General features: G+C 72.6%; 20 protein-coding genes and 2 pseudogenes. 11 read left to right on the top strand and 11 right to left on the bottom strand.

The window, feature by feature from the left end:
* Window positions 1-347 precede the first annotated feature (347 nt).
* Entirely contained in the window at window positions 348-1,436 is a 1,089-nt protein-coding gene (gene ychF, locus ABZV94_RS31310; protein ID WP_356346329.1) for a redox-regulated ATPase YchF, read from the top strand.
* Between the two features lie 142 nt (window positions 1,437-1,578).
* Here ychF and ABZV94_RS31305 read toward each other — a convergent pair.
* Window positions 1,579-1,989 (bottom strand): annotated as a pseudogene (locus ABZV94_RS31305) (aminoglycoside phosphotransferase family protein); the annotation flags it as partial.
* A gap of 76 nt (window positions 1,990-2,065) precedes the next feature.
* Entirely contained in the window at window positions 2,066-2,815 is a 750-nt protein-coding gene (locus tag ABZV94_RS31300) for a hypothetical protein (RefSeq protein WP_356346327.1), read from the bottom strand.
* 223 nt (window positions 2,816-3,038) lie between these two features.
* Here ABZV94_RS31300 and ABZV94_RS31295 point away from each other — a divergent pair.
* Window positions 3,039-3,704, top strand: a pseudogene (locus tag ABZV94_RS31295) (tetratricopeptide repeat protein); the annotation flags it as partial.
* A gap of 388 nt (window positions 3,705-4,092) precedes the next feature.
* Here ABZV94_RS31295 and ABZV94_RS31290 read toward each other — a convergent pair.
* From ABZV94_RS31290 to ABZV94_RS31255, 8 genes are all read right to left on the bottom strand, one after another.
* Complete coding sequence (locus tag ABZV94_RS31290; RefSeq protein WP_356346325.1) at window positions 4,093-4,467, bottom strand: HEAT repeat domain-containing protein; 375 nt, start codon at window positions 4,465-4,467, stop codon at window positions 4,093-4,095.
* Complete coding sequence (locus tag ABZV94_RS31285; protein WP_356346323.1) at window positions 4,464-4,850, bottom strand: CPCC family cysteine-rich protein; 387 nt, start codon at window positions 4,848-4,850, stop codon at window positions 4,464-4,466. Before ABZV94_RS31285 ends, ABZV94_RS31290 begins: the two co-directional genes overlap by 4 nt.
* Window positions 4,851-5,133: 283 nt before the next feature.
* The gene (locus ABZV94_RS31280; RefSeq protein WP_356346320.1) at window positions 5,134-5,406 is read right to left on the bottom strand and encodes a hypothetical protein; all 273 of its coding nucleotides are present in this window, start codon (window positions 5,404-5,406) and stop codon (window positions 5,134-5,136) included.
* A 72-nt stretch (window positions 5,407-5,478) separates the two neighbouring features.
* Window positions 5,479-5,982, bottom strand: a complete 504-nt coding sequence (locus tag ABZV94_RS31275; RefSeq protein ID WP_356346318.1) for a YbaK/EbsC family protein — start codon at window positions 5,980-5,982, stop codon at window positions 5,479-5,481.
* Between the two features lie 32 nt (window positions 5,983-6,014).
* Window positions 6,015-6,881, bottom strand: coding sequence for a dimethylargininase (ddaH, locus tag ABZV94_RS31270; protein ID WP_356346316.1), 867 nt, complete (start codon window positions 6,879-6,881; stop codon window positions 6,015-6,017).
* 126 nt (window positions 6,882-7,007) lie between these two features.
* Window positions 7,008-8,372, bottom strand: coding sequence for an MFS transporter (locus ABZV94_RS31265; protein WP_356346313.1), 1,365 nt, complete (start codon window positions 8,370-8,372; stop codon window positions 7,008-7,010).
* A gap of 64 nt (window positions 8,373-8,436) precedes the next feature.
* A complete protein-coding gene (locus ABZV94_RS31260; protein ID WP_356346311.1) occupies window positions 8,437-9,822 on the bottom strand; it encodes an FAD-binding oxidoreductase in 1,386 nt (461 codons plus the stop codon).
* Window positions 9,823-9,824: 2 nt separating this feature from the next.
* The gene (locus ABZV94_RS31255) at window positions 9,825-10,166 is read right to left on the bottom strand and encodes a hypothetical protein (RefSeq protein WP_356346308.1); all 342 of its coding nucleotides are present in this window, start codon (window positions 10,164-10,166) and stop codon (window positions 9,825-9,827) included.
* 167 nt (window positions 10,167-10,333) lie between these two features.
* On the opposite strand from ABZV94_RS31255, the gene ABZV94_RS31250 reads away from it, so the two are divergent.
* From ABZV94_RS31250 to ABZV94_RS31210, 9 genes are all read left to right on the top strand, one after another.
* Complete coding sequence (locus ABZV94_RS31250) at window positions 10,334-11,593, top strand: ATP-grasp domain-containing protein (protein WP_356346305.1); 1,260 nt, start codon at window positions 10,334-10,336, stop codon at window positions 11,591-11,593.
* 90 nt (window positions 11,594-11,683) lie between these two features.
* Window positions 11,684-12,982: a SidA/IucD/PvdA family monooxygenase gene (locus ABZV94_RS31245; protein ID WP_356346304.1), complete on the top strand. Its 1,299-nt coding sequence runs from the start codon at window positions 11,684-11,686 to the stop codon at window positions 12,980-12,982.
* Between the two features lie 33 nt (window positions 12,983-13,015).
* On the top strand, window positions 13,016-13,381 hold the full coding sequence (locus tag ABZV94_RS31240; protein WP_356346302.1) for a cupin domain-containing protein: 366 nt from the start codon (window positions 13,016-13,018) through the stop codon (window positions 13,379-13,381).
* Between the two features lie 3 nt (window positions 13,382-13,384).
* Window positions 13,385-15,013, top strand: coding sequence for a class I tRNA ligase family protein (locus ABZV94_RS31235; protein WP_356346300.1), 1,629 nt, complete (start codon window positions 13,385-13,387; stop codon window positions 15,011-15,013).
* Window positions 15,014-15,053: 40 nt separating this feature from the next.
* Window positions 15,054-16,175 carry an FAD-dependent oxidoreductase gene (locus tag ABZV94_RS31230; RefSeq protein WP_356346298.1) on the top strand — a complete coding sequence of 374 codons (1,122 nt, stop codon included), beginning with the start codon at window positions 15,054-15,056 and terminating at the stop codon, window positions 16,173-16,175.
* Window positions 16,176-16,200: 25 nt separating this feature from the next.
* On the top strand, window positions 16,201-17,457 hold the full coding sequence (locus ABZV94_RS31225; RefSeq protein ID WP_356346296.1) for an ATP-grasp domain-containing protein: 1,257 nt from the start codon (window positions 16,201-16,203) through the stop codon (window positions 17,455-17,457).
* A 23-nt stretch (window positions 17,458-17,480) separates the two neighbouring features.
* Window positions 17,481-18,749 (top strand): ATP-grasp domain-containing protein, encoded by a 1,269-nt coding sequence (locus ABZV94_RS31220; RefSeq protein WP_356346294.1) that lies wholly within the window; start codon window positions 17,481-17,483, stop codon window positions 18,747-18,749.
* Between the two features lie 22 nt (window positions 18,750-18,771).
* Window positions 18,772-19,764, top strand: coding sequence for an MmcQ/YjbR family DNA-binding protein (locus ABZV94_RS31215; protein WP_356346292.1), 993 nt, complete (start codon window positions 18,772-18,774; stop codon window positions 19,762-19,764).
* A gap of 118 nt (window positions 19,765-19,882) precedes the next feature.
* Window positions 19,883-20,719: an isocitrate lyase/phosphoenolpyruvate mutase family protein gene (locus ABZV94_RS31210; protein WP_356346290.1), complete on the top strand. Its 837-nt coding sequence runs from the start codon at window positions 19,883-19,885 to the stop codon at window positions 20,717-20,719.
* Between the two features lie 46 nt (window positions 20,720-20,765).
* On the opposite strand, the gene ABZV94_RS31205 is transcribed toward ABZV94_RS31210, so the two are convergent.
* A partial coding sequence (locus tag ABZV94_RS31205) for a DUF885 domain-containing protein (protein WP_356346288.1) occupies window positions 20,766-22,245 on the bottom strand: 1,480 nt, incomplete at its 5' end.

Here is a 22,245-nt window from a genome sequence, read left to right as displayed (position 1 = left end):
CGGCCGGCGACCCGGAAGTCCTGGTCTTCGACTACGCGCGCACCCACTGGGACGGCAGCAAGGTGCGCAACCAGCTCAGTCTTCCCTGCGCCGGCAGCGGGGCCGACGGGGGCGTGCCGCGTCGCGGTCCGTCGTTCGGGGGTCGCGATCCGTGTTGCTCCACAGGGACCAACCTAGGTCTGTTTATGTGCCGAATCGCCCGTGAGACACGCCGATGGCCAGAGCTTGGCCGGACGATCACCGCTCCCGTGAGACGGGCGCGCGCGACGCCGTAAACTGGTGGATCGGCCAGTGTCGGTCTCTGGCCCCTGGCAGCCCCTGGCCCACTCACTACGGGAAGTCGCAACGTGTCGCTCACGATCGGAATCGTCGGCCTGCCCAATGTCGGCAAGTCGACCCTGTTCAACGCCCTGACCAAGAACGACGTGCTGGCGGCCAACTACCCGTTCGCCACGATCGAGCCGAACGTCGGCGTCGTCGGCGTGCCCGACGGCCGCCTCGCCCAGCTCGCCTCGATCTTCAAGTCGGAGCGCATCCTTCCGGCCACGGTCGACTTCGTCGACATCGCCGGCATCGTGCGCGGTGCCTCCGAGGGCGAGGGCCTGGGCAACAAGTTCCTCGCGAACATCCGTGAGTCCGACGCGATCTGCCAGGTCATCCGCGCCTTCAAGGACGAGAACGTCGTCCACGTCGACGGCAAGGTCTCGCCGAAGGACGACATCGAGACGATCAACACCGAGCTGATCCTCGCCGACCTCCAGACCATCGAGAAGGTCCTGCCCCGCCTCCAGAAGGAGTCGCGGATCAAGAAGGACATCGCGCCCAAGGTCAAGGCCGTCGAGGAGGCCAAGGAGATCCTGGAGAAGGGCGACACGCTCTTCGCGCACGGCATCGTCCAGGGCAGCGAGCGCGCCGAGCTCCTGCACGACCTGCACCTGCTCACCACCAAGCCGTTCCTCTACGTCTTCAACGTGGACGAGGACGAACTGGTGGACGAGGACTTCAAGAACGAGCAGCGCGCGCTGGTCGCCCCCGCCGAAGCCATCTTCCTCAACGCCAAGCTGGAGGCCGACCTCGCCGAGCTGGACGAGGAGGAGGCCCTGGAGCTCCTCCAGTCCGTCGGCCAGGACGAGCCCGGCCTCGCCACCCTCGCCCGCGTCGGCTTCGACACCCTCGGCCTGCAGACCTACCTGACCGCCGGCCCCAAGGAGTCCCGCGCCTGGACCATCAAGAAGGGCGCGACGGCCCCCGAGGCGGCCGGTGTCATCCACACCGACTTCCAGAAGGGCTTCATCAAGGCCGAGGTCATCTCCTTCACCGACCTGGTCGAGGCCGGCTCGGTCGCCGAGGCCCGCGCCAAGGGCAAGGCCCGGATGGAGGGCAAGGACTACGTGATGCAGGACGGGGACGTGGTGGAGTTCCGCTTCAACGTCTAATACCTTCGGCGAAGGCCGTCTGACCTGCGGCGGAGCGGGTTGGGCGGCCTTTGGCGGTCCGCACAGAGTCCGCAGCGGGCTGGATGAGTCCGACACACGGGGGAGCGGTTACGCCGCTTCGTCGACCTGCGGCTGCGTAACGCTCAAGCGCCCTGGCCGGCAGCGTGCGCAGCCGGTTCTGGTCGAGGACGGGCAAGGGCGGAGCCGTACGGGTGCCGTGCAGGACCACGGCCGCGGCGACGCCGTCGAGGTCGTCGGCCTCGCGTACGGACGGCCCGAGGTCCTCCATGAGCATGCCGAGCCAGCCGCCCAGGACGGCGGAGGCGTGGACCTGGGGGACGGGTACGCCGAGGGTGTGGGCCAGACGGAGGGCCTGGTCCTCGCTGTCGAACGGCTTCTTGGCGTACTTGAAGATGGCCGTGGAGCCGTCGGGGAAGGTCACGCGCTCGACACCAGACATGGACCACACCCGTACCTCCTCCCGTACGGCGGTGGTCTGGCCGGTCGCGGTGAGCAGGTTGTCGAGGAGTTCAGCGCTGGGGTTCGTGGTCACAGGAGGGCTCCGGGGAGATGGTGGCGTCCGGGGCAGGCGGGGATGCCGGCCCGCCCCGGAGCCTGATCGGGCGGGGTTATGCGGCGGGGTTCACGCGGTGGGCGTAGACCTGCTCGATCCAGCCCGTCTTGAAGGCCGTGAGGTCGTCACGGAAGTTCGCCATCGAGGCACCGTAGGGCGCGACCACGCCGCCGGACTGGTCCGGCACGGACTGGCACCCGTGCACGAGCCGGCCGCCGAGCGCCGCGTGGGCCTTGATGGACTCGATCCGGCGGTGCTCGTTGAACCAGCCGCCGTGGTAGACCTCGTCGAGCATCCCGCCCGTCTCGTCGTCCAGGTCGAAGACGACGGACGTGGCGGCGGGGAAGAACCAGCACGGGCCGACGTTGGAGATGTGCCCGTCCAGCTCGACCTTGTTGAGCGCCATGAGCGTGGCCGCCTCGCGGAGCATCCGCAGGTGCTCGGCGGTGATCTGCGGCAGGCCGAGGCCGGCCAGGTGCTCCTCGCGGAAGAGGTAGGCGTACACCTCGTACGCGATGGCCAGGACGCGGGCCGCGTCGGACGTGGACTCGCTGTGCTGCTTGATGAAGTCGAGCGCGAGCTGCTCGACCGCGCTCTCGGTCGTCTCGTCCACGTCCAGGAGCTGGGACTTGACCAACTCCCAGTCGGCGACGAGCCAGGTGTTCGACTCGAAGCGGAAGAAGTACTCGGCCGGGTCGATGGTGATGCGCCGACCGTCGACCTGGATGCCGGGCAGGCGGCTCCAGCGCGGGTCGAACGCCTCGGGCAGCTCGACCGTGATGGCCGTGGTGTCGATGGTGGTCACCGTGTCTCCGTCTCTGATCGGCCGGGTCTGGGCACAGGAATGCCCGAGCCTGGTGTGGGCCTACGGAACTTCGGGCTGCCACCCGGACCAAGGGGGAGCCTGGATCGCGGTCGCGCCGTTCCGGGCGGCTGCTGATAAGTGAACCGGTGGTCACGCTCAGTGCGTACGGTGGAAGGCAGTTGAAGCGGTATACGCGGTTTACAGCTCCAGAGCGGAGGCGATCGTGGCGGCGCGGAGAGAACCCAACTCCCGTCTGCGCGACGTCATCGCGGCGGTCGGCTGCACCTACGAGGCCCTCGCCAGAGACGTGCGGCGCATCGCGGCCGAGAACGGCGAGATCCTCCAGACCAACAAGTCGGCCATCTCGCACTGGGTGAACGGCACCCGCGCCCCGTCCGGCCGGGTAGGTCGGTACCTGGCCGAGGCGCTGTCCCGCCGAGCGGGGCGCACGGTCACCCAGACCCAGATCGGCCTCCAGGCCGGTGACGACGAAGAGCCGGCGGAATCCGACCCCGTCCTCGCGGCTACCGATCTGGGTCGGGCCGACGTCGAGCGCCGCCGCTTCCTCGCCATCGCGGCCTTCACCACCGCCGGCGTCGCCATGCCGCTCGGCTACGACCACGAAGCCACCGCCCGTATGCTCCGCGCCCGCACCGGCAGGTCCCTGGTCGGGGCGGAGGACGTGGACGTCGTACGCCAGATCACTGCGGCCTTCAGCGCTGCCGACGAACGCCTCGGCGGCGGGCACGGCCTGACCACCGTCACCGCGTACCTCGCCGACACCGCCGCACCCATGCTGCGCGGACGCTTCCCCAGCGAAGCCTTACGCCGGGCCGCCTTCGGCGCTGTCGCGGAACTCGCCTACCTCGCAGGGTGGAAGCACCACGAGCCGATCTCCTCGGGGTGCTGGGACGGCATCGGTCACCTTTCCGGGTGGAGGTCGGTCCGGTCGATCCAGGTGGGGGCGACGAAGATGTTGCTGCCGGTGGGGGCTTCTGTGGCTTCCAGCAGGGACCAGGTGCGGGACTCTTCGACCAGGTGCTCCCAGGGCGCGGTCCAGTCGAGTTCCCAGTCCAGGCCGGGGCCGGAGATGCCGTACGTGCGGCCGGCGTCCACGCGCCAGAACTGGGAGTAGAGGATCACCTGGGCGTGGTCGGCCAGGTCGTTGATGATCTCGGTGAAGTGGGTCGAGGGCCAGCCGGGGGCGTCGTCCGCAGTGGTGGCTCGTAGGCGCGCGGTGAGTGGCGGGACGACAGGGTTACGGACGCCGAGTTCGGTCAGCGCCCAGCGGATGCCGACAGACTCGGTCCAGTCCGGTGGGTCACCCGTTCCAGACAGGCGCGGTAGGCGCGGCGCAGGGGCTCGATGGCGCCGTCGATCTCCAGGCTCGCCAGGGCCATGGCCGCCCATTCGCGGACGGTCGGGTTGTCGCTGTCCAGCAGGCCGATGAGGGCGGGGCCGCAGCGGGGATCGCCCACCTCCTCGAAGACCTCGATGGCGGTCAGCTGACCGAAGCCGCCGAGGGAAAGCAGGCCGTTGATGATGGCGGGTATGGCGTCGGCGCCGATCCAGATCAGCTCCGCGCGGGCGTCGTAGGACTCGTCGGCCTCGCCGTCGAGCTGCTGGACGAGTGTCTCGATGTGGGAGGTCATGACGCGGAGTGGTCCCGGCGCCAGAAGGTGGGGAGCCACCAGCAGAGCACCGAGTGGTCGTCGGGCCACGGGGCGCGGTCCTCGGCCGCCCAGTCCTCGAAGGAGTCGCGCGTCAGGTCGATGGGGCGCCAGGCGGGGTCGAGCGGCTCGTCCTCGGCCGGCGGGCGGACGAATCGGCGGCCGTACTCGTCGCAGGCGCCGAAGTCCTGGTAGTTCCGCTGGGCCTCGATCAAGGAGACCTTGTTCGCGCCGCCGCCCATGGTCGGCCAGCGGAACTGGACCCCGTCGTCCTCCCAGAAGCAGACGGGGCAGATCTCGTACGAGCCGGGCATCGCGTCCAGCACGCGGTGCCCGCAGCATGGGCAGGGGTAGCGGTCGCTCACCTGGGCAGTTTCCTTGCCGGTCCCGTCGGTGCGCCATGGATTTCTCGGCCTCCGCCCGCCCAGCCGGTCCGCAGCCAGTCCGCAGGACACCCGTAAACGGCCGTCGGGAGCCAACGCACGTCAACGAGGAACCCCAGGTCAGCGCCCTGCTCGGGGCTCCGCCGCAGGTCAGGAGCAGCTTGCAGACATTCCGCTTCAACGTCTGACGCATGACCCCGGGGCCGGATCGTCGACCCCGGCCCCTTCCTGTCCCCTCCGGCTGGGCCCCCGGAGCGGATGTGCGTCAGGTGAGGGGCGACGCGCACGCCAGGAACGGGCCGGCCGCCCTGCTCCAGGACTCGCCCCGGGCGAGTGCGGCTGCCCCCTCCGTACGCAGCGACTCGACGACGGGTGAGAGGAAGTCCGTACGCCAGTGCCGTACGGCTTCCTCCGGCATCCCGCTCGCGTCGACGACCGCGCCCACCTTCGCTTCCAGCACGGCCGCGCCCTCCGCGACGTCGTCACCGGTCCACTCGTCCATGCGGTCGGCCACCAGGGCCCAGGTCAACTTGATCATCTGCCGGATCGTAGAGGCGGCGGCGCCGGGTGAGGAGAAGGAGCCCGGCTCTTCCGGAGCCGGGCCCCTTCGTCAGGTGCCGCTGGTGATGGCGGCCACGCGGGGTGCCACCAGCGTCCGGTAGCACTCCGTGCGCAGTGCCACCGACTCGTCGAGTCGTCCGGTGTTGAAGAAGATCTCCTCGTGCGTGAAGAGGGCCGGGTCGGCGATCACCTCCAGCTCGGGGTCGAAGCTCAACGGCATGATGCAGCCGCTGACACAGCCCGTGAGCTGTTCGGCGACCTCCCGCGCCGCGAATGACGCCTCCCTGCCGGCGTACAGCGCGGCGAGCGCGGCCAGGTCGGCCCGGCGGTCCCCGGGCACCACCGCGATCACGTACCGGCGCCGTTTGCTGCTCAGCGCCACCCTGATGACGAGGCTCTTCGCGGCCTGGTCCAAGCGGTGGCCGCGCAGCGCGCTGGCCAGGTCGGTGCGTCCCTGCGGAGCGTGGTTCAGCAGGCGGTACCGGGCACCGCCGGCGGCCAGCAGGTCGAGCAGGCGGGTACGGCTGTCCGCAGTCGCGAGCGCGGAGGACATGGCGATCCTTTTCTCGAGGAGGTGTCGGACGCTCAGCGGTCGCGCAGCTCCAAGGTGCAGCACTTGACGCTGCCGCCCGCCTTGAGCAGTTCGGTGAGCTCGACCCCGATCGGTTCGAAGCCGCGGGCGCGCAACTGGGCGTGCAGCCCCTTCGCCGCGGTCGGCAGCAGCACATGGCGTCCGTCGGAGAAGGCGTTGAGCCCGAAGACGGCCGCGTCCTCGGCCGTGGCGATCACCGCGTGGGGGAACAGGGCCCGCAGCACGGCCTGGCTGCCCGGGGTGAAGGCGTCGGGGTAGTACATGATCTCGTCGTCGGACAGGACGGCGAGGGCGGTGTCCAGGTGGTAGTGCCTCGGGTTGACCAGCGTCAGCGAGGTGACCGGCAGCCCGAAGAACTCCTGCGCCTCGGCGTGCGCGCGGATGTCGGTGCGGAAGCCGGTTCCGGCCAGTATCCGCCGGCCGACGGTGAGGAAGTCGCCCTCGCCCTCGTTGATGTGCTCGGGCCACAGCACGTCCTGGTAGCCGTGCTCCTCGAACCAGCGCAGGTAGGCGGGCCCCTCGGCGGTGCGCTCGGCGTGCCGGAAGCGGGCGCCGAAGACCCTGCCGTCGACGACGGTGGCGCCGTTGGCCGCGAACACCATGTCGGGCAGCCCCTCGACCGGCTTGATCTCCTCGACGCTGTGGCCCAGTTCGAGGTAGAGGTCGCGCAACTGCTCCCACTGGCGCACCGCGAGCATGGTGTCGGTGCTGCGGCCGGGGTTCATCCAGGGGTTGATCGAGTACGTCACGTCGTAGTGCCGGGGCCGGCACATCAGCAGCCTGCGGCGGGTGGCGGTCCGAGCGGGCTGCTCCGCCGGGAGGGTCGAGACGCTGGGCGCGATGGTGTCGGTGACCGGCACGGTTGCTCCTTCGGCTTTTCTCATGGGTGATGAGGTACGGAACGGGTCTCACGGGTGGTGAGGGGGAGGGGGCTCACTCGTGGTGAGGGAGAGACAGGCTCAGGGGAGGGGGGAGGTGCCGGTCTGTCAGCGGCCGCTGGGGATCGCTGTTTCGCCGGGGGTTTCCTCGGCAGCGGTCACGCGGGCGGCGCCGGCGTCCTCCGCCGCGACGGCCTTCACGGCGGGCTCCGGCCCGGCCGGGTCCGTCCGCTCGGCCGCGTCCCGCGGTTCGTCCGACGAGCGCAGGCCGGCGAAGGCCAGGGCCGCCGCCACCACGCCGAGGACCGCGCAGGTCGCCCAGACACCGTCGCCGTAGTGGGTCCACATCAGCATGCCGAGGGCCGGGCCGACCGCCGAGCCGAGACCGAACACGGTCTGGGACGCGGCGATGTAGCGGCCGCGGACCTTCTCGTCGGCCTTGGCCGGATGCGCCCACAGGGTCGGCCCGCTGACCATGAGACCGCCCACGCTGACCGCGGTGGTCAGCAGGACCAGCGCGGGCACGCTGCCGGGCAGGCCGTAGCCGGCGATGCCGAGGCAGTAGACGAACGTACCCACCGTCGCGGCCGTGCTCGCGCGCCAGCGGCCGATGCGTGCCGTGACCGCCAGTTCGAAGCTGATCAGCAGGGCCGAGGACAGGGTGAGCACACCGCTGTACAGGGAGGTGGGGTGGCCCGCCTCGTCCAGGTCGACCGGCAGCACCGCGAAGAACTGGGCGTACACCAGGGCGCTGAGCAGCATGGAGGTCAGGTAGAGCAGGAAGCGGTGGTCGCGCACCATGGTCCCGTACGCCGAGCGGTGGGCCTCCTGCGCGGTGCCGGGGTCCTGCGCGCCGGCGGTCGAGGCCGGCCGGGGCAGCAGGGCCGCGGCGAGCAGGGCATAGGCCAGCGCGGTCGAGCCGTCCACCCAGAACAGCAGGTTCCAGTCGATCTGGATGAGGCCGGCGGCGAGCAGCGGGCCGGCGGCGGCGCCGATGTTCATGGCGATGCGCAGCATGGAGAAGCCCATGACGCGATACTCGTCCGGCATCAGATCGCTCAGCAGCGCGGAGGCGGCCGGCCGGTACGACTGCGTCATCAGGCCGAGGACGACGACCACGCCGAGCAGGACCGGGTAGTCGCCGGGGTCGGCCAGCCACGGGATGAGGAAGACCAGGACGGCCGAGCAGCTCATCGCCGTGGTGATGGTGTTGCGGCTGCCGAGCCGGGAGGTCAGTTCGCCGCCGAGGAGGGTGCCCACGACGGCGCCCACGCCGTAGGCGCCGAGCAGGAAGCCCGCTTTGTCGACGCCGTACCCGCGGTGTGTCAGGTACAGCACCAAGAAGGTCTGCACGAAGGCGCCGAGCTGGTTGAGCAGCACACCGCCGAGGAGGTAGCGGACCGAGCGGGGCGTGGCCCGCAGGGCGTCGAGGACGCCGGGCGCGGCGTTCTCCTTGGACTTGGACACACTCATCGCTTCACCTTCGTTGGGGGAGAGGGGCCCTGTGGGCCCGCGGCGGCCCGGTGCGGGCCGGGTGTCAGGAACCGACGGCCTGGTCGAAGGAGAAGACCCCGTCGGGGTCGTACTTCTGCTTCACCTGGACCAGGCGCGGGTAGTTGGCGCCGTAGTACGCCTCCCGCCAGTTCGTGAGCTTCGGGTCGACGAAGTTCTGGTAGGCGGATCCGGTGACGTGCGGGGCCATGGCGGCGTGCAGGCCGTCCAGCCAGTCGAGGTTGGCGGCGATCCGGTCGGGGCCGTCGTCGTCCGTCCAGGAGGTGTCCATGGAGACCAGGAACAGGGTGTCCCGGTGGACGAAGGCGGTGGCGTCCGGGGCCACACGGTTGATGGCGCCGCCCCAGGAGAACAGGCCGACCCCGCCGCCGTCGGCGTTGTGGCTGCCGGGCCAGCGCTCGACCCAGGACAGCATGGTCCCGACGCCGTCGGCGGACAGCGGCTCGCGGATGTAGTTGGAGCGGAGCGCGAACTGGTCCCCGGAGGTGGCGTGGACCATGTACTTGTTGGCCTCCCAGAACGTGCGCTCGGTGACGTCCCGGGACACCGGCGTGGCCGCGGCCAGGACCGGGTCCAGGATCTCCAGGCACTCGCTCGCCGGTCCGAAGTACTGGCCCTGGAGGGTGACTTCGGCGTTGTCCCGGATGGCGCCGAGCCCGGTGCCGTGCGTCCACACACCGAGCCGGGCCGCGAAGTCGTCCGGCGCCCGCCGCACCATGTCCTGGCCGGCCTCCAGGACGGCGGCGGCGTCCGCCCACTTCCAGGTGACGTGGAAGGTGGTGACGTCCGGGACGGGGTGGGCCTGGAAGGTGAGGGAGACGTTGATGCCGAAGTTGCCGCCGCCGCCGCCCTTGCAGGCCCAGAACAGGTCGGGGTTCTCCCGCTCGTTGGCCACCGCGAGGGAGCCGTCGGCGAGGACCACGGTGGTCTCCACCAGGGCGTCGGCGGTCAGTCCGTAGCGGCGGGCGGCGAAGGCGGCGCCACCGCCGAGCGCCAGGCCCGCGACACCGACGGTCGGGCTGGTGCCGGTGGAGAAGACCATCTCGTACGGCTGCACCGCGTCGTAGACATGGCTGATCTTGGCGCCGCCACCCGCGACGACCAGGCCGGTGGAGCCGTCCGCACGGGTCTGGGTGAGCCGGCTGAGGTCGATGACCAGGCCGTCGCCCACGGAGTAACCGGCGAAGCTGTGGCCGCCGTTGCGGGCGACGACCGGGACCCCCCGCTCGCGCGCCCAGACCAGGGCCCGCTGGACGTCCGCGGTGTGGGCCGCGGTGAGCACGGCGGCCGGGGTGCGGTGCTTGTAGCGCGTGTTGAACAGGTGCGAGCCGACGCGGAAGCCGGGGCTGCCCGGCAGGAAGACGCGCCCCTCCACCTCGCCGGCCAGCCGGGAGTAGTCGACGCCGGCCACGGTCAGCGCACCTCCTCGATGGCGGAGACGCCGCTCGCGGCGTGGGCGCCGTAGCGCTCCCAGCGCTCGTGCAGCCGTATCCGGCCGTCGGCCAGGACCTCGGGGGTGTTGACGCTGTGGCCGGAGATCACCCGGCCGTCGGCCAGGACCATGCTGTACGAAAAGCTGATCACACCGTCCGTGTCACGGGTCCCCGCCAGGGAGCCGCGCCGTACGTCGCCGCCGGTGAACTCGGCCCACACCAGGTCGCCCTGCTGCCGGTACAGCGCGATGGGCGCGTCGTCGGCCGGGTCGGCCAGGACCTTACGGAATCGCTTGCCGTCGTAGTTGATCACGTCAGCCATGGAACCGGCGGGCCCGGTTGCCCGGAAGGGCCGTGCCGGACGGCCAATCAACCGGACGTGAACCCCGGCCGCGTCCGGGTTGATTGTCCATCTCGGACATGGCTTCCGGGCAACCCGCGCACCCCGTGGAATCGCACTGTCACTCGGATTCAGGAGGCGATCAGCGCGTGGACGACAACAGTGCCGGCGAGGGCGCGAAGGGCGTGATCCTGCTCATCGGGTGCGGGCTGCGCAAGTACCGCGAGTACCTGCTGGCCGGTGCCGCGGCGACACACCCGGTCTGGCTCTTCACGGACGACGAGCCCGACTGGCAGGCACCCTGCCTCAGCGGGCACACGGTCGTGGACCTCACCGACCGGGACGCCGTGCTCGCGGCGGCCCGCGAGCTCGCGGGGCGCGTCACGGTGCGCGGCGTCCTCAGCTGGGACGAGACCCTGATCGTGACGACCGCGCACGTGGCGGACGCACTGGGCCTGCCCGGCGCGGGCGTGGACGGCGTGGAGGGCTGCCGGGACAAGTACCGCAGCCGCCGGCTGCTCACCGAGGCGGGCCTCGACCAGCCCCGGTACGCCTGGGTGGACACCGCCGAGGAGGCGCTCGCGGCGGCGGAGGAGATCGGTTACCCGGTCGTCGTCAAGCCGCGCGGCATGGGCGCCAGCATCGGCGTCGTCCTCGCCGCGGACGCCGGCGAGGTCGCCGAGGCGTTCCGCACCGCCGACGAGTCCAGCCGGGTCGGGGCGGTCTCCTACCGGGGCGGGGCGCTGGTCGAGGAGTACCTCGAAGGGCCCGAGATCAGCATCGACGCGGCCGTCGTGGACGGCGAGTACCACCCGATGTTCGTGGCCCGCAAACAGGTCGGCCTCTTCCCCTACTTCGAGGAGATCGGCCACCACGTCGCCGCGGACGACCCGCTGCGCACCGATTTGGACCTGCTGGCGATGCTGCGGGCCGCGCACCGCGCCATCGGCTACGGCTTCGGCATCACCCACACCGAGGTCAAGCTGACCGCCCGCGGTCCGGTCATCGTCGAGATCAACGGGCGGCTCGGCGGCGACCTCATCCCGCGCCTGGGGCAGCTCGCCACCGGCATCGACCCGGCTCGCGCCGCGGTGCGCGCCGCACTGGGACAGCGCCCCGACTTCACCGACACCGAGCACCGCACGGTCGGCATCCGCTTCGGCTACCCGCCCGAGGACTGCGTGGTCCGCTCGGTCACCCCGCCCGCCGACGCCGAGGGCCTGCTCGCCGCCGAGGCGATGGCCGGCCCCGGCACCGAACTGAGGCTGCCCCCGAACGGCTACCTCGCCCGCCACTCCTACGTCATCGTCGCCGGCGCCGACCCGTGGCAGACCGCCGCCCGCCTGGACGCGGCAGCGGCCCTGGTCGTCCTCGACCGGCAGCCGCTGACCGTGCCCGTCCCGGCGTGAACCGGGCCCACCGGCCCGCGACCGCCCGGCGTGAACCGGGCCCACCCCACCCCCGGAACCAGTCCGCCGACCCTTCCTGAGGAGAACCACATGGCACACCGCACAGTCGAACTGCTCGCCGTCGGCGCGGGTCCGGCGAACCTCGCCCTCGCGGTCGCGCTGGAGGAACTGGCCCCCGACCTCGCGGACCAGGCCCTCGTCGTCGAGCGCGAGGAGAACGTCGTATGGCAGCGGGGCATGCTGCTCCCCGATGCCCTGAGCCAGGTCTCCTTCCTCAAGGACCTGGTCACGATGCGCAACCCGCGCAGCGAGTTCTCGTTCCTCAGCTTCCTGCACGCCCGCGGCCGGCTCGACGCGTTCGTCAACCTCGGCAGCTTCGTGCCGTACCGCAGCGAGATATCCGAGTACCTCCAGTGGGTGGCGGACTCGCTGGAGCGGACGCGGGTGGAGTACGGCCGTACCGTCACCTCCGTCACCCCCGTGCACGGCGTGGACGGCGAGATCGACGGCTGGACCGTCGAGCTGGCGGACGGCGAGACCATCGGCTGCCGCTACCTGGTGATCGGCGCCGGACGGGACGCGCACGTGCCCGCCGTGTTCGAGGGGCTTCCGGCCGAGCGGGTCATCCACTCCACCCAGTACACCCAGCGCATCGGCGAGGTGCCGACGGACCGGCCGCTGCGGGTCGCGGTGGTGGGCGGCGCGCAGAGCGCGGCCGAGCTGTTCGGCGCGGCCCTGCGGGACCTGCCCGGCTGCCACCCGACGATGATCATGCGCTCGATCGGTCTGAACGGCTACGAGAGCAGCAAGTTCACCAACGAGCTGTTCTACTCCTCGTTCGTCGACGAGTTCTACGGCGCCGATCCCGAGGCCCGCCGCCAGCTGCTGGCCGAGATGCACCGCTCCAACTACGGCGGTCTGGCCCCGGGCACCCTCGACTCGCTCTACCGGCAGTTCTACCAGGACCGGCGCACCGGCTCCGGCCGCCTCGGCATGGTCACCATGACCGACATCACCGGCGCCGCCACCGACGGCGACGACATCGTCCTGACGCTCACCGACCGACGCACCTCCACCACCCGCGAGCTGCGCTGCGACCTGCTGCTCCTCGGCACCGGGTTCGTCCGCGAGATGCCCCGCATGGTGCGCGCGCTCGGTGGCGCACTGGGCCTGGAACAGATCGCCGTCACGCGCAACTACCGCCTGGAAACGGGCCGTCGGGGTGCCGCCGCCTGCTACCTCCAGGGCGTCAACGAGGCCACCCACGGCATCGCCGATTCCCTGCTCAGCGTCCTCGCCGCACGCTCCGCGGAGATCACCGAGGACATCCTCGCGCACCGCGCCGGCCACCCGGCCGGCGACCGTGAGCCGGCCCTCGCCGCAGCCTGACCACCGCCGTTCCCCACCCAGCAGGAAGACGACATGCTCATCAAGCACCTCGACCGCGCCGGACTGACCCACGAGAACGGCCTCGACGCCCAGCGTCTGCTGCCCTGGCCCCAGCTGAACGCCCCCTTCGAGGGCTCCTGGTGCGTCATCCGCCCCGGCACCGCGTCCACCGCGCACTCCCACCACGAGTACGAGATCTTCATCGCCCTGCGGGGCGAGGCGTTCCTGGAGGCCGGCGGCGAGCGGGTGCCGTTCACCGCCGGCGACATCGTCCACTTCCCGCCGCACCACGAGCACCGCGTCGTCAACGACTCCGACGCCGACTTCGAGATGTACAGCGTCTGGTGGGACGCCGAGATGGCCGACCGCTTCGCCGGCCGCCACGCCCGGGAGGCCTGAGCCATGGACCAGCGGACAGGACAGCGGCGCACGGTCATCATCGGCCCGCCCCCCACCCCCAACGGCGACCTGCACGTCGGGCACATCGCGGGCCCGTACATGGCGGCCGACGTGCACGCCCGCTACCTGCGGGCCACCGGCCGGCCGGTGCTCTACACGACGGGCACGGACGACAGCCAGACCTACGTCGTCTCCAGCGCCGCCAAGCTGGGCACCACCCCGGACGCCCTGGCCGCCAAGAGCTGGCGGGAGATCCGGGAGACGCTCGGCCTGATGGGCGTCTCCGTCGACGGGTTCGCCCCCTTCGACGACGGTTACCGCGCGATGACGCTGGACTTCCTCACCCGTCTGCACGAGGCCGGCAAGTTCCGGCTGCGCACGGTGAAACTGCCGTACGTCGAGGCGACCGGCGAGTTCCTGACGGAGGGCCTGGTCAGCGGCGGATGCCCGGTGTGCCTGGCGGTCAGCCGGGGCGGGCTGTGCGAGGGCTGCGGGCACCCCAACAACTTCGCCGAGCTGACCGACCCGCGCTCCACCGTCGACCCCGCGGCCGAGGTGACCTACCGGGAGACGCGGATCCTGGTCCTGCCGCTGGAGGAGTACCGGGAGCAGCTGACCGCCTACCACCGGGCCAAGGAGTCCACCTGGCGCCCGCACATCGTGCAGCTGATGCGCGAGCTGCTGGCCCGCCCGCTGCCGGACTTCCCCATCACCTATCCCACGGGGTGGGGGATCCCGGCGCCGTTCCCGGAGACGCCGGGCCAGGTCCTCAACGCCTGGGCCGAGGGCATGCCGGCCTCGATGTACTGCACGGCCGTGGCCCAGCGCGCGCACGGCGAGCAGCCCGCGGCCGACGACGAGTTGTGGCTGGCCGAGAACGGCATCCGGCTGGTCTACTTCCTCGGCTTCGACAACGCCTACTTCTGGGGCCTGACCCACCTGTCGCTGCTGCTCGCCCACGAGGGCCGCTACGTGGTCCCGGACGCGATCGTCAGCAACGAGTTCTACGAGCTGGAGAACGAGAAGTTCTCCACCAGCAAGGGCCACGTGGTGTGGACGCGCGACCTGGTGCGCGAGGTCCCCCGCGACCTCGTCCGCTTCCACCTCGCGCTCACCGCCCCGGAGCACGCCCGCACCAACTTCTCCCGGGCCGCCCTGGAGAAGATCACCGGCGAGCGGCTGGTCGACCCGTGGAACCGGCTGGGCGCCGCGCTCGGCAAGGCGGTCGCCGAACTGGGCCTGGAGGGGCAGGAGCTGCCGGTGTCGCCGGAGGCGAACGCGCGCCGGGCGGCGATGGCCGAGCGGTTCGAGGCCGGCTACCGGCTCACCGGCTACAGCCTCAGCCGCACCGCCGACCTGATCCCGCTGCACACCGAGCGGCTCCTGGACCGGGCCGAGGCCCTGGCGGCCGGACCGGCCCCGGCCGACCGCGCCGCGTCCGCCGCCGCACTGGGGGATCTCTTCGCGGAGGTGCGCACCCTGATCGCCGCGGCCTCGCCGATCCTCATCGACCTCGCCGAACGGGCGCGGGCCGAGGGCGGCTTCGACGGCACGTTCGCCGTGGCGCCCGAGGAGCGGACGACCACGCCGTTCACCGTCCCGGCGCTCGGCCGCACCACCGCCGAGAGCTGAGCGACCGCCGAAGGTCCGAGAGAAAGAAGGGAGGTGCCCGATGCGTGTCACCGTCGTCGGCGGCGGGGTGATCGCCCTGCTGACCGCCGTGGAGTGCGCCCTGGACGGACACCGGGTCACGGTGGTCGACCAGGGGCCCATCCCGTACAGCCGGGCCACCTCTTTCGACCAGCACCGGATCATCCGGGCCCTGCACCCGGGCGATCCGCTCGCCACCGCCGCCGCGCTGCGCGCGCACCGCCGCTGGCTGGAACTGGAGGAGCTGTTCGCCACCCGCTTCTACGAGCGGGTCGGCGCGCTCACCGTGCTCCCGCCGGCGGCGGCGGACGCGGGCGTGGTGCTGCTGTCCGGCGCCGGCGGGCGCGCGCGAACGCTCACGGCCACAGCGCTCGCCGACCGCTACCCGCAGCTGTCCCTCGGCGGTGCCGCCGGCGCGGTCCTGGAGGACGACGCCGGAGTGCTGCTCGCCGAGCGGGTGCTCGCCGCCTGCGTCGGCTGGCTGAAGTGGCAGCAGGGCGTCAGCCTGCTCGAACACCGGCCGGCGGTCGCGGTGGACGGGGAGCGCGGACAGGTCGTGCTCGCCGACGGGCAGGTCCTGAACGGTGACGGTGTGGTGGTCGCGGTGGGGCCGTGGGCGCGCCGTCTGCTGCCCGAGCGGGTGGCGAAGTCGCTGGTCCTGTACCGGCAGTCGCTGCTGTACTGCCGGGTGCCCAGGGCGGCGGCCGAGGCGTGGGCCGCCACCCCGGCCGTCCCCGCCCTGGGCACCAGGCGCGGTGCCTGGCTGATCCCCCCGGTGGCCGGTACGGCGCTCAAGCTCAGCTCGGCCGCCGTCTGCCGCCAGGTGGACGACCTCACCGACCATGCCACCCCCGAGCGGTGGCAGCAGGAGCTGACCGCCGAGTTCGGCGACCTGCTGCCGGGCTTCGGACCGGCCTGGGTGCTCGGCAGCAAGGACTGCTACTACCTGGCGCACGCCGACACCGGCGGCCCCCTCGCGGTCTCCCTGGGCGGTTCCGCCCACGCGTACGCGGCGTGCGGCGGCTCGTCGTTCAAGTTCGCGCCGCTGATCGCCCGCACCCTCGCCGACCGGGTCCTCGGCCGCGTCCCCGACCGCACGGGCCTGGCCGCCCTGGACGCCGACCCCCTCGACGCCGGCCCCTGATCCCTTCCACCCGAGAGGAACCGCCATGAAACTCCTGGCGCTCGAAGCCCGGCAGAACGCCACCTACTACATCTCCCGCTACGAGCAGGTCGTCGGCCTCGGCGCGGACCTGTACGTCCTCAACGGCGAGGGCACCGAGGACTTCTGGCCCGCCGGCCGCTACCGCCTCGCCGGCTCACGGTCCATCGAGGCGCTCATCGCGGCGGCCAAGGAGTGGCACGCCGAGGAACGCTTCGACGGCGTGTTCACCTTCTCGGAGTCGGGGGTGCTCGCGGTCGCGGCGGTGGCCGAGGCCCTCGGCCTGCCCGGCATCGGCGTGGAGGCCGCGCGCGCCAGCCGGAACAAGCTGCTGATGCGCCAGGCCCACGAGCGCGGCGGCGCCGCCCACCCGTCGTTCCGCTTCGTCACCGACGAGGCCGAGGCGCTCGCCGCGGCCGAGGAGTTCGGCTACCCGGTGATCGTCAAGCCGACCCTGGGGGCCGCCTCGAACTACGTCTTCCGTGCCGACGACGCCGCCGAACTGCGGGAACGCTACGCCCAGGCCGCGCAGGGCCTGACCGAGCTGTCCTGGTACGCGATGGAGGCCGACGGACTGGACCTGGGCCCGCACGGGCTGCTGGTGGAGTCCTTCCTCGACGGCGACGAGTTCCTCATCGAGGCCCTCGCCTGGGACGACGAGGTGTACCTCGGCTCCGTCGTCGACCGGGTCACCGCCGAGGGCGACACCTTCGACGACGACGTGCACCACGCCCCGACCGCGCTCACCCCGGCCCAGGTCGAGGCCGTGCACGAGGTCGTCACGGCGGGCGCGCGCGCCCAGGGCCTGCGGCGCAGTGTGATGCACGCCGAGGTCCGCTTCCACGAGGGCCGCCCCCACCTGGTGGAGATCGCCGTACGCCCGGGCGGCGGCGGCCTGGACCACATGGCCCGTGTCTCCGCCGGCTACGACCCGATAGCCGCCGTCGCCGACGTGGCCCGCGGGGTCCGCCCGCAGGCCGGCCCCTACCGGCCGACCGGGGTCCACACGGCCGCCCTGTGCCTGCTGCCCCCGGCCTCCGGCCGCGTGACGCACGTGCACGTCCCCGACGGCCTGACCGACCGGGACGACCTGTTCTTCCTCAAACTCACCGCCAAGCCCGGCGACCTGGTCCGCCGCCCGCCCGCGGGCAACAGCATCCTCGGCTTCCTCGGCGTGACCGGCACGTCGTTCGAGGACGCCATGTCCACCGCCGAGGAGCTCGCCGCCCAGGTCCGCGCCGACGTCACCGACCCGGACGCCTGATCCATCCACCAAGGAGTACAGACATGCCCGAACGCCCTGTCGTCATGGTGGGCTTCGTGCCCGTGGCGGTGACCTCGCTCGCGCAGTTCCAGCCCGAGGGCTCCGTGGTCGTCGTCGACGAACCCGATGTGATCCGCAAGCGCGAGCTCGGGCCGAAGGCCGAGGAGGCCCCCGTGGTACGGGAGCTGATCGCCTGGGAGTACCAGCTCGAGGGCGCGGCCGACGCCTTCTACAACGCCCACCCCGACCTCGACCCGGTCGCGATCGCCCCGCTCCAGGAGTACGCCACCCCCTTCGCGGCCCGCCTCGCCGAACGGTACGGGCTGCCCACGGGCGGCTACGGGGCGCTGCGGATCCTGCGGGACAAGGCCGTGCTGCGCAGGGTCAGCCGGGCCGCCGGCATCCTCAACCCGGAGTCCGTGGAGGTCACCGGGCCGGACGAGGTCCGCGCGTTCATGGCGGAGCACCCCGGGCCGGCCGTCCTGAAGCCGGCCAACCGCCAGGCCGCCCTCGGCACCCGCATCCTCGCCGGGCCCGACGAGATCGACGACGCGTGGGCGGAGACCACCGCCATGGACGAGGGCGTCATGGTCCCCGACCGCGGGTTCGAGCTCCGCATGCTCGTCGAGCGGTGCGTCCAGGGCCGCGAGTACAGCGTGGAGCTGCTCGTGGAGCGCGGCCGTGTGGTGTTCGGCAACGTCACCGGCAAGGAGCTGTACCCCGGCGGCCGGCCGGTGGAGCTGGGCCATCTGGTGCCCGCGGACATCCCCGGCGAACTGGACGCGCTGCTGCGCGCGGAGACCGAGCGCCTACTGAGGGCCGTCGGCTTCGGCACAGGGATCGCGCACTGCGAGTGGATCGTCGAGAACGGCCGCCCCTACCTGGTGGAGTGCGCCGGCCGCTTCCCCGGCGACGGCATCGTCGACCTGATGGACCGCGCGTACCGCGTCGACCTCGTCCGCGCCTTCTGGACCCTCATGAAGGGCGAACCGCTGCCCGCTCCGCTGCCGCAGAAGGCCCCCGGTGCCGCCGCCATCCGCTTCCTGCACACGGGGGCCGGCGTGGTGGAGGACGTCTCGGGCGTCGAGGAGGCGCGCGCGCTGCCCGGCGTCCAGGCGTGCTCGGTCTCCGTGGAGCCGGGTGCCGAGGTGCGGGAGCTGCGCAGTTCCTGGGACCGTGTCGGCTCGGTCGTCACCGAGGCGGAGAACGGGGCCGAGGCGGTCGCCGCCGCCCGGCGGGCCCTGGACACCGTCCAGATCAAGGTCCGGCCGGCGCAGGACGGGCCGGCGTAGGCTCCACGACAGGAGGAGGGACATGGCCACCGTCGAGGACGTGCGGCGCCTGGCGGTCGCGTTGCCGCGCACCGAGGAGCACCTGGTCCGGGACCGGGTGAAGTTCCGCGTCGGCCGGATCGTCTACCTCGCGCTGTCCCGCGACGAGACCACGCTGGGCTTCGCGTTCCCCAAGGAGGAGCGCGCGGCCCTGGTGGCCTCGGAACCGGAGAAGTTCTCGCTGCCCCGGGCCTCCGACCTGCGCTACAACTGGGCCCAGGCGACGCTCGCCGCGCTCAGCCCGCCCGAGCTGGCGGAACTCGTCACCGACGCCTGGCGCATGTGCGTCCCCGCCAAGGTGGCCCGCGCACACCTGGGAGCCGACCCCGCGCCGGCCCCGCGCCCGGCCCCGACGCTGGCGGAACTGCGCCTGTCGGCCGAGGTGTTCGCCGCCTACCCGGGCGTCGACCGCAGCTGGCTGGAGCTGCGCGGGCCGGCCGGCCCCGCCCTCGACCTGGGCGACCCGGACGGCCGCACGGCCCTGCACCGCTGGCTCAACTCCTGGGGGTGCAGGCTCCCTTACCCGCGCGAGGGGGAACCGTACCCGCTCGGGGAGGGGCTGGCCGCCTGGACGCACCGGCATACCCTGCCCGACACACCGCTCGCCGACCTGACCGACCCCGGGATCGACACCGTGGCCGCCGCGTACGAGGAACTCGCCCGGCTTCCGGTCAGGTTCGGGCCCCGGCCCCGTTCCCTCGGTCCGACGGCCGCCGCGAAGGCGCTCTACGCGCTGCGTCCGCACACCGTCATGCCGTGGGACGCCGCCATCGCCACCGAGCTGCACGGCGCCCGGGACGGTGCCGCCTTCGCCCGCCATCTGCGCACCGGCAGGGCCTGGGCGCGGGCCGTCCTCGCCGAGAGCGGACTGAGCGCCGACGCGCTCGTCGCCGACCTCGGCCGGCCCGCCGTCACGCTCCCGAAGGTCCTCGACGAACACCTGTACGTGACCATCACCCGCCGCACGGCCGGCTGACCGCACGGCCGAGCCGTCCGAATACCGCCCCCGTTCCGAACCCCCGTGCAACGATCCGTCGCGATCGTCACCCGAACCGCGGCACAGAGCTGTGCCGACACGAAAGGCACCGGAAACCATGACAGTTGACCAGAGCACCAAGGACAAGGCGCAGCGGCTGCGCGCGCTCGGCTCCGAGTCCGTCCTCGTGCTGCCCAACGCCTGGGACGCGGGCAGCGCCGCCGTGATGGCCGCCGCCGGCGCCCGCGCGATCGCCACGACCAGCGGTGGTGTCGCCTGGTCCCTCGGCAAGGGCGACGGCGAGCAGGCCGACCGGGACGAGATGCTCGCCGCCGCCGCGCGCATCGCCGCCGCGGTCGACGTCCCGGTGACCGTGGACATCGAGGGCGGCTACGGCGCGGCCCCGGACGAGGTGGCGAAGACGGTCACGGCGGTGGTCGCCGCCGGAGCGGTGGGCATCAACCTGGAGGACTCCCAGGCCCCCGGCGGCCCGCTGTTCACGCCCGAGGAGCAGGCGGAGCGGATCGCCGCGGCACGCGCCGCCGCGACCGGGGCCGGGCTGCCCGAGCTGGTGATCAACGCCCGCACGGACGTCTACCTGTTCGGCATCGGCGAGGAGTCCGGCCGCCTGGAGGACGTGCTGACCCGCGCCGCCGCCTACGAGCGGGCGGGGGCGGACGGCGTCTTCGTGCCCGGCCTGCTGGACCTGGCCGTCCTCGGCGAGCTGACCGCCCGCTCCCCGCTGCCGGTGAACGCCATGGCCGGTCCCGGCGGACCCGGCGTGGCCGAACTGGCCAAGGCCGGGGTGCGCCGCGTCAGCGTCGGCACCGCGGTCGCCCAGGCCGCGTACACGGCGGCCCGCCGCGCCACCCTGGAACTCCTCGGCTCGGGCACCTACGAGGAACTGGCCGACTCGCTGGACTTCTTCCAGATGAACGGCCTCTTCGGCGCCTGAGCGCGGCGGGGGCCGGTGCCGGCCGCACCGGCCCCCGCGCGGCGGTTCAGCCCTTCCGCGTCCAGCGCGCGACGACCTGGTCCAGCACGTCCAGCGGCAGCGCGCCGCCGCCGAGCAGCAGGTCGTGGAAGGCGCGGATGTCGAAGGCCGGCCCCAGCTCCCGCGCCGCACGCGTGCGCAACCGCTGGATCTCCAGCCGGCCGGTCATGTACGACAGCGCCTGACCGGGCCACTCGATGTAGCGGTCGGTCTCGTTGTGGATCTCCGCCTCGGACAGGACGGTGTGCTCACGCAGGTACGCCACCGCCTGGTCGCGCGTCCAGCCGAAGTGGTGCAGCCCGGTGTCGACGACCAGGCGGGCGGCCCGCAGCGAGTCCATCGCCAGCATCCCCAGCCGGGCCAGCGGCCCCGAGTACAGCCCCATCTCGTCGGCGAGCCGCTCCGCGTACAGCCCCCAGCCCTCGATGTAGGCGTTGATCCAGGCGAGACGGCGCAGCCGTGGCAGCCCGGTCAGCTCCTGGGCGACGGAGAGCTGGACGTGGTGGCCGGGCACCGCCTCGTGGAAGGCGGTGGCCTCGGCGAGGACCCGCGAACGCTCCGTCGCCCCCTCGGTGTTGGCGTGGTAGGTCCCCGGTCGCGAGCCGTCCGGCGCGGCCGGCATGTACCAGGCCAGCGGCGCGCCCGGCGCCTGCGTGCCCTCCAGCGCACAGGGCAGGGCGGGCAGCCGCCCGAAGCGCCGGGGAGCGGCCAGCTCCGCCCGGGTGATCGCCGTACGGGCGGCCGCGAGCATCTCCTGCGCGCCGCTCCACCGCAGCCGGGCGTCCGTGCGCAGCCGCTCCCGCACCTCGCCCGGGGTCGGCGCCCCGCCGAAGGCCCGTGCCCCGACGGGCGCGTACTCCCCTTCGAGGTGGGCGAGCAGCTCCACCCCGGTGTCGTGCAGTTCCTTGGGCGAGCGGCCGGTGGTGGTGTGGACGCGGGCCAGGGTGGCGTAGTGCTCCTCTCCGTCGGGCAGGTGGCACAGCCCCGGCCGCTCCGGGGGCCGCCCGTGGGCGGCGAGGTCCGTGCGCAGCGCCTCGCGGTAGGCGGCGAGGGCCGGGCGCACCCGCTCGTCGACCAGCCGGTCGCGCTCGGCGTGGTGGCGTGTGCGCAGGGGCACCGCGCGCAGCGGGTCCCCGGCGGGGTCGGCGAGGTAGGCGTCGAGCCGGGCCATCGCCGTGCGGACCCGTTCGGCGACGGGCAGCCGTCCCGCCCGCAGACCCTCGCGGTGCCGCTCGGCCGCCTTCGCCAGGTACTCGGGCACCGCCGCCAGCCGTTCCAGATGACCGCGTTGCTGTTCCTCGTCCGCCGGGCGCACCGCGGGCAGGGAGCCGAGCAGACGGCCGAGGGGGGAGTTCTGGTAGTCGGCGACGGTGTGCTCGATCAGCCGCGTGCCCAGCCGGTCGGCGACCGCCCGCGCCTGCTGCACCACCACGGCCCGGGTCACCTCCTCGGCGGCGTCGGCGGCCGGCGCGCGGGCGGCCCGCTCG

It is taken from the genome of Streptomyces sp. NPDC004658 (assembly GCF_040609555.1).
Taxonomy (GTDB): Bacteria; Actinomycetota; Actinomycetes; order Streptomycetales; family Streptomycetaceae; genus Streptomyces.
Note: the sequence above shows the minus strand (reverse complement) of the source record. Positions and strands in the feature narration are given on the sequence as shown.

Bases quoted from the DNA above. Each gene is read 5' to 3' on its own strand.
- ABZV94_RS31290 (WP_356346325.1), bottom strand. From the start codon at position 4,467: ATGACCTCCCACATCGAGACACTCGTCCAGCAGCTCGACGGCGAGGCC.
- ABZV94_RS31280 (WP_356346320.1), bottom strand. From the start codon at position 5,406: ATGATCAAGTTGACCTGGGCCCTGGTGGCCGACCGCATGGACGAGTGG.
- ABZV94_RS31275 (WP_356346318.1), bottom strand. From the start codon at position 5,982: ATGTCCTCCGCGCTCGCGACTGCGGACAGCCGTACCCGCCTGCTCGAC.
- ABZV94_RS31265 (WP_356346313.1), bottom strand. From the start codon at position 8,372: ATGAGTGTGTCCAAGTCCAAGGAGAACGCCGCGCCCGGCGTCCTCGAC.
- ABZV94_RS31255 (WP_356346308.1), bottom strand. From the start codon at position 10,166: ATGGCTGACGTGATCAACTACGACGGCAAGCGATTCCGTAAGGTCCTG.
- ABZV94_RS31245 (WP_356346304.1), top strand. From the start codon at position 11,684: ATGGCACACCGCACAGTCGAACTGCTCGCCGTCGGCGCGGGTCCGGCG.
- ABZV94_RS31240 (WP_356346302.1), top strand. From the start codon at position 13,016: ATGCTCATCAAGCACCTCGACCGCGCCGGACTGACCCACGAGAACGGC.
- ABZV94_RS31235 (WP_356346300.1), top strand. From the start codon at position 13,385: ATGGACCAGCGGACAGGACAGCGGCGCACGGTCATCATCGGCCCGCCC.
- ABZV94_RS31230 (WP_356346298.1), top strand. From the start codon at position 15,054: ATGCGTGTCACCGTCGTCGGCGGCGGGGTGATCGCCCTGCTGACCGCC.
- ABZV94_RS31225 (WP_356346296.1), top strand. From the start codon at position 16,201: ATGAAACTCCTGGCGCTCGAAGCCCGGCAGAACGCCACCTACTACATC.
- ABZV94_RS31220 (WP_356346294.1), top strand. From the start codon at position 17,481: ATGCCCGAACGCCCTGTCGTCATGGTGGGCTTCGTGCCCGTGGCGGTG.
- ABZV94_RS31215 (WP_356346292.1), top strand. From the start codon at position 18,772: ATGGCCACCGTCGAGGACGTGCGGCGCCTGGCGGTCGCGTTGCCGCGC.
- ABZV94_RS31210 (WP_356346290.1), top strand. From the start codon at position 19,883: ATGACAGTTGACCAGAGCACCAAGGACAAGGCGCAGCGGCTGCGCGCG.